Origin of the sequence: Inhella gelatinilytica, from assembly GCF_016093295.1 — a bacterium.
In the GTDB taxonomy this organism is placed as follows: Bacteria; Pseudomonadota; Gammaproteobacteria; order Burkholderiales; family Burkholderiaceae_C; genus Inhella; species Inhella gelatinilytica.
Map to the genome: position 1 here is coordinate 257,870 of NZ_JAEDAL010000001.1, position 12,177 is coordinate 270,046.

Here is a 12,177-nt window from a genome sequence, read left to right on the forward strand (position 1 = left end):
CCGGCGCCCACAAAAAAGCCGCCTCGTTGAGGCGGCTTTTTAATGTTGCGCTCAGTGCACGTGCCGGTCCAGCGTCGGGCGGCCTTCGTGGCGGGCGTGATGGCGACGCTTCAGCTCCTTCTGGAACACCCCCCACTCTTCCTTCGTGGGCAGCGGGCCGCCCGCAGCAAAGGGTTTGCGCAGCGGCTCGCTACCGAGGAACAGATTGCTGTACCAGCTCTCGCCCGCGCGCATTGGGGTCGGCGCCGGCAGCTGGCCCAGCTCTGTGGTGTCGAACCAAGGCGCCAAATCGTTCATCACCAAGCGCGCACGCGGGTGCAGCCGCGGGTCGCCAATCCGGCCCCGCTGCCCCCAGGTCACCAAAATGGTGCGGCTGGTGTCGCCAGCCTGAATGGCGGGCGTGACGGCCACGTCACGACGGTAGCCCAGACGCCGCGTCAACAGCACCTCTTCGAAGGTCATGGCCGTGTCTTCGCGCGAGGTCGAGTAGGCGTACTCGTCGGTCGCCAGGTCGGGCGCAAAGAAGCCGGCGATCTGGGACGGGGTATAGCTGTTCTGCAACGCCGATGCAGTCACCCCATGGAACTTCACCTGGCCCAAGCCCTGCAGTTCAGTCGAGATCAACGGGTGGAGGCTACCCGCTCGATCCGAGGTGAGCTGTTTGGCGCCATAGCGGGGCGCAATGTTGTCCCACAGGGTCTTGCTGCGGTCCAGACCGGCATAGGCTGCGGGCGGCGTGAAGTCGAGCGCATGGCCCAGCTCGTGGTACATCAAGGGACCGGCATCCGCCAGCAAGTCACCGATGGGACGGGTCACCCGTTGATCCGGAGCGTAGTAGCTGTAGATGCTGGCATTGCCGATCGTGTAACGCCACAGCATGTCGTACTGCAGCGTCTTGCCAAACGCACCGCGGTAGTCCGGCGCCTCATTAATGGTGTCGCGCTCTTCCGGGGTGAGCCAGAAGTTGTCGGCATCCAAGTAGATGGCCCCGGTGGCGGCGTAATAGAACGACGGGCGAACTTGAGCGCCAATCACCACGGCGGTGGTCGACATCAGCATGCGGCGGAAATCCCCCCGGGTGTCATGGGTTTCCAAGAAGCGGCGGAAGTTCACCCCCATCCAGTCGTGCGACACCAAGACCCGGTTCATCACCTGATCAATGGCGGGCGGCTGACCCAGGGTTTCTTGCGCCAGCAGGGGAAGCCGCTCCAGCGAACACAGCGAGGTGTCCCGCTGATTGGCCGCATACGTGCAAGGCACCAAGTGAGCCGCATGGGGGCTACTGGCGATGTAGGGGTACACGCGAGAGACGTGGTAGCCCTCCCAGAGGGCCGACGCATCCCCGGTTGTTGCCTGGGCGTGGCGCTCCACCAGGACGGTGACGTCGGCGCTGTCGCTGCGCCCCTGGCTGGTAGCGGTCACCCGCAAACGGATCACCGTGTCTCGCGTCACCGTGGGGGCGGTGAAGAAGGCAACGGTGGGGTCCTGGGTGTCCAGGGTCACGACGGGGCCTTCAAGCTGCGTCCAGGAAATCTGACTGGCGCCGACCCCGGGCGACGGCCAAGCGCGGAGGGACACTTTGCCCCCCATTCGAACGGCTTGGCTGGTGCGGGGGCTGATCAGGGGCGTGGGGAACGCTCCGGCAACGTCCACGTTGACGGACTGCGACTGGGGCTGCCCCCCCGCGTCCACGAACTGAACGCGAAATCCATAGCGCCCCGTTTGCGGCGGCTCGAACGCAATGAGCTGGGAGCGGGCCGACTGCATGCTGACGGCTGGCCCTTCGGTTTGCGTCCAACTCAACTGGGTCAGTTCACCCACGCTTTGGCAATTCAGGACCCCCACAGCAGCCGGACGCCCCGGGGCGGTCGGCGCTTGGCTCGTCACCGCAAAGTTGCTGCTGTTCGCGCACGCATCAACCGCGGCCAGCGGTTGCGGTGTTGGCGGCGTTGGCGTGGGTGCAGGGGTCGACGATCCGCCACCCCCGCAAGCGACCAAAAGACTGCACAGGCCAGCGGTTAGCGCCGGCAAGAAAAATCGTTTCATGGGGAATCCCTCGCCCTCGAAGGGGGCGTTTGTGGTCCCGAAGTGTCCCCGCCCCGGGCGCGCCCAATTTGGTAACCGAATGTTCCACCCCCTCAACTGCGGGTGAGCGGTGGGGCGGCGCCCGTGCGGGAGCGCCCCGTCGCGAGTTGAGGTGCAGCGGCGACAATCCCGGTTTTCCTGGTGACCCGCGCTCGATTCATGCTGACTTGGCTGCCCGCCCCCCTGCTTGGGGCCCTGAATTCCCTCTTGTTGGCGCTCAACACGCTGTTTTGGTGCACACCGCTTTTCGCCTTGTCTCTGCTCAAGCTGTTGCTCCCCCTGCAGAGTGTGCGTCGCGCGCTGGATCCCTGGTTGAATCGCATTGCCAAGAGCTGGATCGCCTGCAACAGCGCCTGGATCGCTGCGAGCAACCCCGCGCCGTGGGAGGTCCGTGGGGCCGATCACCTGAAGTCGGGCGGGTGGTACATGGTGAACTGCAATCACCGGTCCTGGGTGGACATCTTTGTGCTGCAGCGGGGCTTCAACCGGCGCATTCCGTTTCTGAAGTTCTTCCTCAAGCAAGAGTTGATTTGGGTACCCGTCATTGGCTTGGCCTGGTGGGCACTGGACTTCCCGTTCATGAAACGTCATGGCAAAGCCGCGCTGCGCAAGAACCCAGCACTGCGCCACCAGGACATGGAGACCACGCGCAAGAGTTGTGCTCGCTTCGCCCACGCCCCCACCAGCGTCATGAACTTTGCGGAGGGCACACGATTCACGCTGGCGAAACACGCGCGTCAGGCCTCGCCCTACCGCCACTTGCTCAAGCCCAAAGGCGGCGCGTTGGCGCTGGCGCTCAGCGCCCTGGGCGAACGATTCCGGGCGCTGCTGGACGTGACCTTGGTCTACCCCGATGGCGCCCCGACGTTTTGGGACCTGCTCTGTGGGCGCAGCGGACGGGTGGTGATGCTGGTGCAGGAGCGAGCCATCCCCCTGGATTTGGTTCAAGGGGACTACACCGACGATCCGGCCTTCCGGGCGCGCTTTCAGACTTGGCTCAACGAAGTCTGGGAGGCCAAAGACCGCGAGATCGACGCGGTGCTGCAGGAGTTCAAAAAGTAAAAAGCCGGCCCGGGGCCGGCTTCATCGATCGCGAGGTGAACGGGGCTTATTGACCCGACTTCAGCTTGCCCTTGCGGTACGTGAACTTGTGCTCCTCGATGGCGGGCTTGCCTGCCGCCGTCGGGTTGGCCCCCATCACCAGCGCCGGATCCAAGCTGGCCAAGTATTGGTTGTACTGGCGCTCGTTGCAGCCCAGCTTGCCTTTGGTGTAAACGAATTCGTATTCGTTGGTGCTGGTGCTGCGGTTGGAACAGTCGTTGCGCAGGGTTTGATCCGACGACGCAAAGGCGGCCACAGGGGCCAACAGGGCAATCAAAGCAATGGTTTTCATGGGCTGACCTCAGGCAGGGTGCGGGGATGCGCCAATTTACCGCGAAGCGCCCCTCCCCGCATCGGGGTAACGACGGGCACGGCCCCAGGGGGACGGCAAGAAGTCACAGCTTTGCGACGCGCTTTCGCGGCGCCACCCGCCCAGCATGGCACCAATCAGCAGTGTGACTTTCGGTGCACGGGGCGATTCGGCGCAGGATTGGCTCCAGCAGACGTTTTTTGTTTGCTGCCATCCCGAGCCGCTGGGCGGCGCGCGACACTGAGTGGCTCGGGGTCTCTGCCTTGCGAGGTTTGAACTCGCAAGGGCCATGTGTCGACTGGCTCGAAAAGGAGACCACCATGAGCCGCTTTTTGATCAAGACCGTTTCCCTGGTGCTGATGACCGGAGCCGTGGGCGTCGGTGCCGCCACACCGCCCCATGCACTGCAACCCTTGCAACGGGTCGAGGTGGCAGGGCAAGCCCTCCCCGTCCGAACGGATGTGCTGCAAGCGTGCCCGGACGTAACGGCGCAACTGACCGTGGGACTCGCTCGCGCGCTGTCCCGCACCGGGGGAAGCGCCGACATGGTGGTGCGCTTCGACATCCGCGAGGGCGCGGTGGATCAAGTGCAAACCCAAGGGCACTGGAACCCCTACCGGGGGGCGGTGCGCCAGGCCATGCAAAACGTCCAATGCGAAGCGGCCAGCGTGGCTCGCGCGCCCCAGCGCTTCGCCTTCCGTCTGGCGATTCGGCCCGAATCCGACGAGGGGAAGGACACCAACCGTGTGGCGCTCACGGCACTGCCGGTCGCCGCGGCGGTGGCCTTGTACTGACAGCGAACGGCAGCGGGCGAGGGTTCTCGGGGTCAGACGGACGTCGCGTTGATCCAGCACCACTCGCCCGGCTGCAGATGCGCGGGAAGGGCCAAGCGCCCAAACTGGCTGCGGTGCAGCCCCTCAACCCGGTTCCCCACCGCCGCCACCATGCGCTTCACCTGGTGGTACCGCCCACCGGTCAAGGTGATCCGCAAGTGGGTGGAGTCGATCAACTCAGCGGCCTCGGCTTGAAGCGGCTGGGGATCATCGTGCAGCACTACCCCCTGGAGCAACTGCAGCCGGGCCGCCTCCTCCATAGGGTGCTTGAGCGTCGCTTCGTACACCTTGGCCACCTTTTTCTTGGGGTGGGTCCAGCGGTGAATGAGCGAACCGTCGTCGGTGAGCAGCAGCAGGCCCGTGGTGTCTTCGTCTAGACGGCCTACGGGTTGCACACCCCGAACCCGCAAGGGCCCTGGGAGCAAGCTCAGCACGCTGGGATGGTGCTTGGGTTTGGTGCTGCATTCGTAGCCGACCGGCTTGTGCAGCGCCACCAAGGCTTGCCCTTGGTAGGGCCAAGGCACGCCGTCGACCTCGAACTGCAGCCCGTCGGGTTCGTACTCGGCAAAAGGGTCCAGGGCCGCTTGTCCCCCCACCCGCACCCGGCCTTGGACGGCCAAGCCTGCGCATTCGTGACGGGTGCCGAACCCTTGGCTGAACAGGATTTGCTGTAGCTGCATGGACACATGCTAGGGTATGGCGTGCCCGCTACGCCGACCGTTCGCGATGGTTCCAATCTTTCTGGCATTGACTTTTGCGCTGCTGAGCTTTGGTTTGTGTTTGGTCGCCCTGTCTCTGTATGACCGCCACGGCCTGGCGCCCGCCATGGTCTGCATGGCCCTGCTGGAAGGATTGAAGTACTTTGTCGCGGGGCACGTGGTGTTGACCCTGCCGGGTTTGGGTACCGCCGAACTCGGTTCACTGGTGTCCTTTGTGGCCCTGCTGGCCACCGTGCAGATGGCCTATCTGCGCTTGGGGGCCGGCCCCACGCGCCAGCTGCTGTGGGGCCTGGTGGCCCTGAGTGTGCTGACCAGTTGGTTCATGGCCCTGCTCGCCGCGTTGGTGGCCCATCCAGACGTCATCCTGCATGCGCCGTTGGACCCGCGCAGCATGGTGTTCAGCGGCGCGGTTCTTTTGGTCGGCAATGGGCTCCTGGTTGTCGGACTCATCGGCGTGGTGGTGCTGTTGCAGGTGTTGCTGCGACGGGGCTTCAGCCTCTGGGGCAGCGTGGTGGTCAGTCTTCTTCTGGTGAATCTGGTCGACACCCTGGCGTTTCAAGCCTTGATCGGACCCCAGCGCCTGGTTTGGGACGACCTGCGGGCCGTGCTGATCGGCAAGACCGTGGTGGCCTTCTTTCTCGGGGCCGTGGGGGCCACTTGGTTGCGAGGATGGCGTCGGGGTGTGGAACCGGCCGCCTTGGATTTGTTGGCGGTGCTTTCGTTTCAGCGGCGCCTGCAGAGCCTGGAGCGCGAATTGCAACGCGACGCGCTGACCGGGCTGCTGAACCGCCGCTACCTGGAGCGTGAGGTGCCGGCGATCTTGCGCTTGGACGAACACCAGGGCCGCTCGACGGCATTGGTCCTGGTGGATCTGGACCACTTCAAAGCGCTGAATGACAGCCAAGGCCATTGGGTGGGCGACTTGGCTCTGCAGCACGTGGGGCGAGTGCTCCAGAACGGGGTGCGGCAACTGGACAGCGTCATCCGCTATGGTGGGGAAGAGTTTGTGCTGGTCCTTCCCGGAACGCAGGCCGAAGAAGCGCGTCACCTGATGGAGAACCTGCTCCAGACACTGCGCCAGTCGCCGTTGCAGGGCGAAGGGGTTCCGCCCCTCACACTGGACGCCACCGCGGGCGTCGCAGCGACACCGAAAGACGGCCACACGTGGCCCGAACTGCTGCGGCGGGCGGATGCGCGCTTGTACGAAGGCAAGCGGGCGGGACGGGGCCGGGTGGTCGGCGCGTGAGCCGCTAGAGAAGCCCGCCTGCGACAGTTGGGGGGCGCTCTCTAAAATGGCGGGGTTATTGACATGAAACCGCAGGTAACCCCATGAATCTCCCCGGCCTCGACTTCCAACTCGGTGAAGACATTGACGCGCTGCGCGATGCCGTGCGCAGCTTTGCCGAGGCCGAGATCGCGCCGCGCGCGGCCGAGATCGATCACAGCGATCAGTTCCCCATGGATCTGTGGCGCAAGATGGGCGACCTGGGCGTGCTGGGCATCACCGTACCCGAGCAGTACGGTGGCGCCGACATGGGCTACTTGGCCCACATGGTGGCCATGGAAGAAATCAGCCGGGCCAGCGCCTCGGTGGGTCTCTCGTATGGCGCGCACAGCAATCTGTGCGTCAACCAAATCAAGCGCAACGGCAACGAGGCGCAAAAGGCCAAGTACCTGCCCAAGCTGATCAGCGGCGAACACGTGGGCGCGCTGGCCATGAGCGAGCCAGGTGCCGGCTCCGACGTCATCAGCATGAAACTCAAGGCCGAGGACAAGGGCGGCTACTACCTGCTGAACGGCAGCAAGATGTGGATCACCAACGGCCCCGACGCCGACACCATGGTGGTCTACGCCAAGACCGAGCCCGAGTTGGGTGCGCGCGGGGTCACCGCCTTCATCGTCGAGAAGGGCATGAAGGGTTTCTTCACGGCGCAAAAGCTCGACAAGCTGGGCATGCGCGGCAGCCATACCGGTGAGATGGTGTTCCAAGACGTGGAAGTGCCGGCCGAGAACATCCTGGGTGGCCTGAACCAGGGCGCCAAGGTGCTGATGAGCGGCCTGGACTACGAACGCGCCGTGCTGGCCGCCGGCCCGATCGGCATCATGCAGGCGGTGATGGACAACGTGGTGCCCTACATCCACGACCGCAAGCAGTTCGGCCAGAGCATCGGTGAGTTCCAGCTGATCCAAGGCAAGGTGGCCGACATGTACACCGTGCTGCAAGCCGGTCGGTCGTTCTGCTACACCGTCGGCAAAAACCTGGACAAGCTGGGTGCGGCCCACGTGCGCCAGGTTCGCAAGGACTGCGCCTCCGTGATTCTTTGGTGTGCTGAAAAAGCCACCTGGATGGCTGGCGAGGGCGTGCAGATTTTTGGTGGCAACGGCTACATCAACGAATACCCGCTGGGCCGCCTCTGGCGCGATGCCAAGCTTTATGAAATCGGCGCCGGCACCAGCGAGATCCGCCGCATGCTGATCGGGCGTGAGTTGTTTGCGGAGACGCTGTGATGCTGTTGGCCTTTGGCGCCTTGATGGTCGTGCTGGGCCTGCTCTCAGGCGGCGTGTTGACCGCATCGGCGCTGGGGGCGACTGCCCTGGAGCCGGGTTGGACGGCCGGGCTGGCCTATCCGGGTCTGACGCTGCTGGGTTACGGGCTTTTTGTCATTCCCGCCAATGACGGCCCGATTCAGTGGCTCACTCGGGCCAGTGGAGCCCTGTGCTTGTTGCTGGGCATGGTGGCCATCGCCGTGCTGGTGCTGCGATCCCTCGGCATCCTGGCGTTTGACGGGGGCACTCTGACGCTGTGGTGGATCTTTGGCTGCAGTTTGCTGCTGGGCCCAATGGGCTGGCTGGGCGCGCGCGTGCCGGCAAGCACCTCGCGTTGATCCCTGACCATGAGTCACGACCTCAAAGAGCTGTTTGACAGCAATCGGACCTGGGCGGCGGCCATGGAGCAGCGCCAGCCCGGTTTTTTCACCCGTCTGCTCGGACAGCAAACCCCACAGTACCTGTGGATTGGCTGTGCGGACAGCCGGGTACCGGCCAATGACTTGGTGGGCCTGTTGCCTGGTGAGCTGTTCGTTCACCGCAACGTGGCGAACCTGGTGGTGCACACCGACTTGAACGCCCTGTCGGTGATTCAGTTCGCCGTGGACGCCCTCAAGGTCCAGCATGTCATCGTCGTCGGGCATTCCCAATGCGGGGGCGTCAAAGCCGCGCTGGCCGGCACCCGCGTCGGCTTGGTCGACAACTGGCTGCGCCATGTGCAGGACGTGCGCGACCAGCACGCGGCGCTGCTGGAGCGCGTGCCCGAGGCCCTGCGGGTGGATGCGCTGGTGGAGTTGAACGTGCTGGAGCAAGCCCGCAACGTCTGCCACACCACCATCGTCAAGGATGCGTGGGCGCGCGGCCAGAGCGTGGTGGTGCATGGCTGGGTCTATGGCCTGCACAACGGCCTCTTGGAAGACCTCCGCATCACGGCCGGAGCGCTGGACGATGTATGGCCCGCTTACCAAGCGGGCGTAGCGCGGGTGGCACGCCGCTACGGTGCTGATTTAGAAGGCTGACCCCACAGCCACGAAGCCTGTACCGATTTCAGCCGCTAGGCTAGGGCCCTCTGGTCACCGAGGGCCCGCCGATGTTTCCGCACCAGCTCAACGATCCCCGCGCCTACGAGATCGCGCAAGCTTTGCTGGGGGGCTTCAACCGCCACTACCGGCTGTTTCGTGAAACCACGGCTCAGGCCAAGCAGCGCTTTGAGCGCGCCGACTGGCACGGCCAACAAAAGGCCCAGGCGGAGCGCATCGCCTATTACGACCAGCGGGTGGGTGAATGCGTGGAACTGCTGGAGTTGGGCTATGAAGCCTCTCAGCTGCCGATGGAAGTCTGGCAGCAGATCAAGCTGCACTACATCGGTCTGCTGACCAACCACTTGCAACCCGAACTGGCCGAGACTTTCTTCAACTCGGTGTGCACCCGCATCCTGCACCACAGTTACTTTCACAACGACTTTCTGTTCGTGCGCCCGGCCGTCAGCACGGAATACATCGAAAACGACGAACCCGCCGCCAAGCCCACCTACCGGGCCTATTACCCGGAACCCGGCAAGTTGCCGCAAACGTTTCGACGCATCGTCACCAACTTCCAGCTCAAGACGCCTTTCGAAGACCCCGAGCGGGACACCGCTGCGGTGGGCGCGGCGGTTGAGCGACAGCTGGGGGGCGAGCGCTGGCGCGCGAACTTCCAGGTGCAGGTGCTGTCCAGCCTGTTCTTCCGCAACAAGGGCGCCTACGTGGTGGGCAAGATCATCAACGGGTTTCACGAGTTGCCGTTTGCGCTGCCCATCCTGCACGGAGACCGAGGTTTGGTCATCGACGCCATGCTCTTTGGCGAAGATGACTTGCTGATGCTCTTCAGCTTTGCGCGGGCGTATTTCATGGCGGACTTTGAGGTCCCCTCCGCCACGGTGCAGTTCTTGCGCAGCCTGATGCCCCGCAAGCCCCGCGCGGAGCTCTACAACGCCATTGGCCTCCAAAAGCACGGCAAGAACCTGTTCTATCGAGACCTGCTGTACCACCTGCGGCATTCGTCCGACAAATTCCGCATCGCTCCCGGCATCAAGGGCATGGTCATGCTGGTGTTTGATTTGCCCAGCTTTCCGTTCGTATTCAAGCTGATCAAAGACTTCTACCCACCGCAAAAGGACACGACACGCGAGCAGATCCAGAGCAAGTACCTGCTGGTCAAACAGCACGACCGGGTGGGCCGGATGGCGGACACGCTGGAGTACAGCAATGTCGCCTTTCCACGTCAGCGGTTTGAGGATGAGTTGATCAAGGAGCTGCGCCACTTTTGCCCGAGCTTGCTGGACGACAGTGGGGACGACATCGTGCTCAAGCACGTGTACATCGAGCGCCGCATGGTGCCGCTGAACATCTTTTTGCAAGATGCCACGGACGCCCAGCGCGAACACGCCGTGCGGGAGTACGGCAACGCCATCAAAGACTTGGTGGCGGCCAACATCTTCCCCGGTGACATGTTGTGGAAAAACTTTGGCGTCACGCGCCAAGGCAAAGTGGTCTTCTACGACTACGACGAAATCGAGTACCTGACCGACTGCAATTTCCGCAAAGTGCCGGCGGCGCGCAACGAAGAAGACGAGATGAGCGGCGAAATTTGGTACGCCGTGAACAAGGGCGATGTGTTTCCCGAAACCTTTGGCCCTTTCCTGCTCGGCCACCCCGGCGTGCGCGAGCCCTTCATGAAGCACCACGCTGATTTGCTCGATCCGGCCTATTGGCAGGGTCACAAGGACAAGATCCTCGCGGGGCATGTTCACGATGTCTTCCCCTACGACGCCAGTCGGCGGTTTGCGCCAACCTGACACAGCCGGTGCCCATGGATACGCCCGCCCCTTTACCCTGGCCCGACCTCCGGGACCCCCGCGCTTTCGACGAGTTGCACGACAACCCTGTGCGGTGGCTTACCTGGGTGCAGGGCTTGGCTCGGCAGCTCGGCTTGCCGGAGGGGGTGCTGCCCTTGGGTGAGGGCACGGCCCTGGTGGTTCAAGTGGGGGCCGACTGGATCCTGAAAGTCTTTCCACCCTTCTTGCGCGACCACTGGGCGTTCGAGCGGGGCCTGCTCATCCGACTGCAAGGCCAGTTAACCGTTCCAACGCCCCGGTTGGAGGCGTCAGGCGACGTGCAGGGCTGGCCTTGGCTGCTGATGAACCGGCTGGAGGGGCAAACCCTCACCGCCTTGTGGCCCCGTTTGGACGAAGCGCGGCGGCACGGGCTGCTGCGCCAGATCGGGGAATTGGCTCGACAGGTGCATGGCGTGCCCGTGGGCGACCAACAAACCCTGGCGCCGTTGTGGGCGGATTTCTTGGCCCGGCAACGCACCGGGTGCTGGGCGCGGCAACAACGCACGGGCCTGCCCCCGCAGTTGCTGGCGCAAGTCGAGGCTTTTGTTGCTGGACCGGTTCCGCTGGACCCCAAGGTGCTGCTGACCGGGGAGTTCACGCCCATGAACCTGATGGTGGACCCCCAGGGGGAGCGCGTTATCGGCCTCTTTGACTTTGGGGATGGGCTGATCGGCCCCTGCGCCTACGACTGGGGCGGCCCGCTGGCCTTCTTGGCGGCGGGCCATGGCGAGCGCGTGGCCGCTTTTTTTGCCGGTTATGGCGTCGCCTTTGACGAGGCCGCCCGCACAGTGCAGTTGCGATTGCTGCTGTTGCACCGGTACAGCCACCTGCCCATTCAGTTGGCCGGGTGTCCGGGGTGGGCGGACACACCCACCTTGCCCGCGTTGGCCCGCCATCTGTGGCCAATCTGAGATCCGTCTTCCTCTACCATCGCCGGGGCTCAACAACGCGAAAGGGAGGCAGGGCATGAGCGATTCCCGAACCCGCGCCCACCCGATCTTGGTGGTGGAAGACGTGGTAGAGATGCGTGAATTGCTGCTGCGCCTGCTGCGGGTGCTGGGCTACGGCCCCATCGCGGCGGGGGTCACCGACTATTTGCTCAAGCCTTTCACCCTGGCCACGCTGGAGAGCAAGCTGAATCGGGCCTTGGCCGCCCCCCATGCGGCGGGTGCGCCGCCGCACTCACCATGATCGACTGGAATTGGCCGCTGTGGCTGGAGCAAGGCAGTTACTTGGTGACGGTCATCGGCCTGCCCTTCGCCATTTGGGTGTTCATGCGCCAAGAGCGGGCGGAGCGCGAGAACGAAGAGGAGGAGGCCTACCTACTGCTGGCCAATGCCTACAACGACTTTCTCAAGGTGGTGCTGGCCAACAGCGACCTGCAGTTGCGCAGCGCGCCGGCCCTGGAGGCGCCCACCGCAGAGCAACGCGAACGCATGTTGATCATCTTTGACATGCTGGTGAGCCTCTTCGAGCGAGCCTATCTGGTGGCCTACAAGGAAGACATGAGTGCCAGTGAGCGGCGGCGCTGGAACAGTTGGGACGACTACATGCGCGAATGGTGCGCCCGCGATGATTTCTTTTTCAGCCTGCCGCAGCTGCTCCGGGGAGAAGATCCGGGGTTTCAGGCCTACATCCAAGGCATTGCGCAAGAGATTCGGGTGGAACGCTTGAGCCTGCAATCCTGAGCCGACTTCCGACTCTTCC

General features: G+C 64.0%; 13 protein-coding genes. 10 read left to right on the forward strand and 3 right to left on the reverse strand.

The features are described 5' to 3' along the window. Positions 1–51: 51 nt before the first annotated feature. On the reverse strand, positions 52–2,046 hold the full coding sequence (locus I7X43_RS01225) for a PKD domain-containing protein (protein ID WP_198099068.1): 1,995 nt from the start codon (positions 2,044–2,046) through the stop codon (positions 52–54). Positions 2,047–2,244: 198 nt separating this feature from the next. Between I7X43_RS01225 and yihG the strand changes: the two genes are divergently transcribed. Continuing rightward, positions 2,245–3,147, forward strand: coding sequence for a 1-acylglycerol-3-phosphate O-acyltransferase, YihG family (gene yihG, locus I7X43_RS01230; RefSeq protein ID WP_198099770.1), 903 nt, complete (start codon positions 2,245–2,247; stop codon positions 3,145–3,147). 46 nt (positions 3,148–3,193) lie between these two features. Here the strand turns inward: yihG and I7X43_RS01235 are convergent, their stop codons facing one another. Then, positions 3,194–3,478, reverse strand: a complete 285-nt coding sequence (locus I7X43_RS01235) for a hypothetical protein (RefSeq protein ID WP_198099069.1) — start codon at positions 3,476–3,478, stop codon at positions 3,194–3,196. A 338-nt stretch (positions 3,479–3,816) separates the two neighbouring features. Between I7X43_RS01235 and I7X43_RS01240 the strand changes: the two genes are divergently transcribed. Continuing rightward, complete coding sequence (locus I7X43_RS01240) at positions 3,817–4,290, forward strand: hypothetical protein (protein WP_198099070.1); 474 nt, start codon at positions 3,817–3,819, stop codon at positions 4,288–4,290. Between the two features lie 32 nt (positions 4,291–4,322). Here I7X43_RS01240 and I7X43_RS01245 read toward each other — a convergent pair whose 3' ends face one another. Further along, entirely contained in the window at positions 4,323–5,009 is a 687-nt protein-coding gene (locus I7X43_RS01245; protein WP_198099071.1) for a pseudouridine synthase, read from the reverse strand. Between the two features lie 46 nt (positions 5,010–5,055). Here I7X43_RS01245 and I7X43_RS01250 point away from each other — a divergent pair, with 46 nt between their 5' ends. The 8 genes from I7X43_RS01250 to I7X43_RS01285 all read left to right on the forward strand — a co-directional run bounded on the left by I7X43_RS01250 (position 5,056) and on the right by I7X43_RS01285 (position 12,158). Then, positions 5,056–6,294, forward strand: a complete 1,239-nt coding sequence (locus I7X43_RS01250; RefSeq protein ID WP_198099072.1) for a GGDEF domain-containing protein — start codon at positions 5,056–5,058, stop codon at positions 6,292–6,294. Positions 6,295–6,377: 83 nt separating this feature from the next. After that, on the forward strand, positions 6,378–7,556 hold the full coding sequence (locus tag I7X43_RS01255; protein WP_198099073.1) for an isovaleryl-CoA dehydrogenase: 1,179 nt from the start codon (positions 6,378–6,380) through the stop codon (positions 7,554–7,556). Next, positions 7,556–7,933, forward strand: coding sequence for a hypothetical protein (locus I7X43_RS01260; RefSeq protein WP_198099074.1), 378 nt, complete (start codon positions 7,556–7,558; stop codon positions 7,931–7,933). The genes I7X43_RS01255 and I7X43_RS01260 overlap by 1 nt, the downstream gene beginning before the upstream one ends. A gap of 9 nt (positions 7,934–7,942) precedes the next feature. Further along, a complete protein-coding gene (gene can / locus I7X43_RS01265; RefSeq protein ID WP_198099075.1) occupies positions 7,943–8,614 on the forward strand; it encodes a carbonate dehydratase in 672 nt (223 codons plus the stop codon). 71 nt (positions 8,615–8,685) lie between these two features. Continuing rightward, positions 8,686–10,431, forward strand: a complete 1,746-nt coding sequence (gene aceK / locus I7X43_RS01270) for a bifunctional isocitrate dehydrogenase kinase/phosphatase (protein ID WP_198099076.1) — start codon at positions 8,686–8,688, stop codon at positions 10,429–10,431. Between the two features lie 14 nt (positions 10,432–10,445). After that, the gene (locus I7X43_RS01275) at positions 10,446–11,381 is read left to right on the forward strand and encodes a phosphotransferase family protein (RefSeq protein WP_198099077.1); all 936 of its coding nucleotides are present in this window, start codon (positions 10,446–10,448) and stop codon (positions 11,379–11,381) included. A 55-nt stretch (positions 11,382–11,436) separates the two neighbouring features. Then, entirely contained in the window at positions 11,437–11,661 is a 225-nt protein-coding gene (locus tag I7X43_RS01280) for a response regulator (protein ID WP_198099078.1), read from the forward strand. Next, a complete protein-coding gene (locus I7X43_RS01285) occupies positions 11,658–12,158 on the forward strand; it encodes a hypothetical protein (RefSeq protein WP_198099079.1) in 501 nt (166 codons plus the stop codon). The genes I7X43_RS01280 and I7X43_RS01285 overlap by 4 nt, the downstream gene beginning before the upstream one ends. Positions 12,159–12,177 lie beyond the last annotated feature (19 nt).

What these genes read in the sequence shown, in the direction of transcription:
- I7X43_RS01225 (WP_198099068.1), bottom strand. Translation starts at nt 2,046, where the DNA reads ATGAAACGATTTTTCTTGCCGGCGCTAACCGCTGGCCTGTGCAGTCTT.
- yihG (WP_198099770.1), top strand. Translation starts at nt 2,245, where the DNA reads ATGCTGACTTGGCTGCCCGCCCCCCTGCTTGGGGCCCTGAATTCCCTC.
- I7X43_RS01235 (WP_198099069.1), bottom strand. Translation starts at nt 3,478, where the DNA reads ATGAAAACCATTGCTTTGATTGCCCTGTTGGCCCCTGTGGCCGCCTTT.
- I7X43_RS01240 (WP_198099070.1), top strand. Translation starts at nt 3,817, where the DNA reads ATGAGCCGCTTTTTGATCAAGACCGTTTCCCTGGTGCTGATGACCGGA.
- I7X43_RS01245 (WP_198099071.1), bottom strand. Translation starts at nt 5,009, where the DNA reads ATGCAGCTACAGCAAATCCTGTTCAGCCAAGGGTTCGGCACCCGTCAC.
- I7X43_RS01250 (WP_198099072.1), top strand. Translation starts at nt 5,056, where the DNA reads ATGGTTCCAATCTTTCTGGCATTGACTTTTGCGCTGCTGAGCTTTGGT.
- I7X43_RS01255 (WP_198099073.1), top strand. Translation starts at nt 6,378, where the DNA reads ATGAATCTCCCCGGCCTCGACTTCCAACTCGGTGAAGACATTGACGCG.
- I7X43_RS01260 (WP_198099074.1), top strand. Translation starts at nt 7,556, where the DNA reads ATGCTGTTGGCCTTTGGCGCCTTGATGGTCGTGCTGGGCCTGCTCTCA.
- can (WP_198099075.1), top strand. Translation starts at nt 7,943, where the DNA reads ATGAGTCACGACCTCAAAGAGCTGTTTGACAGCAATCGGACCTGGGCG.
- aceK (WP_198099076.1), top strand. Translation starts at nt 8,686, where the DNA reads ATGTTTCCGCACCAGCTCAACGATCCCCGCGCCTACGAGATCGCGCAA.
- I7X43_RS01275 (WP_198099077.1), top strand. Translation starts at nt 10,446, where the DNA reads ATGGATACGCCCGCCCCTTTACCCTGGCCCGACCTCCGGGACCCCCGC.
- I7X43_RS01280 (WP_198099078.1), top strand. Translation starts at nt 11,437, where the DNA reads ATGAGCGATTCCCGAACCCGCGCCCACCCGATCTTGGTGGTGGAAGAC.
- I7X43_RS01285 (WP_198099079.1), top strand. Translation starts at nt 11,658, where the DNA reads ATGATCGACTGGAATTGGCCGCTGTGGCTGGAGCAAGGCAGTTACTTG.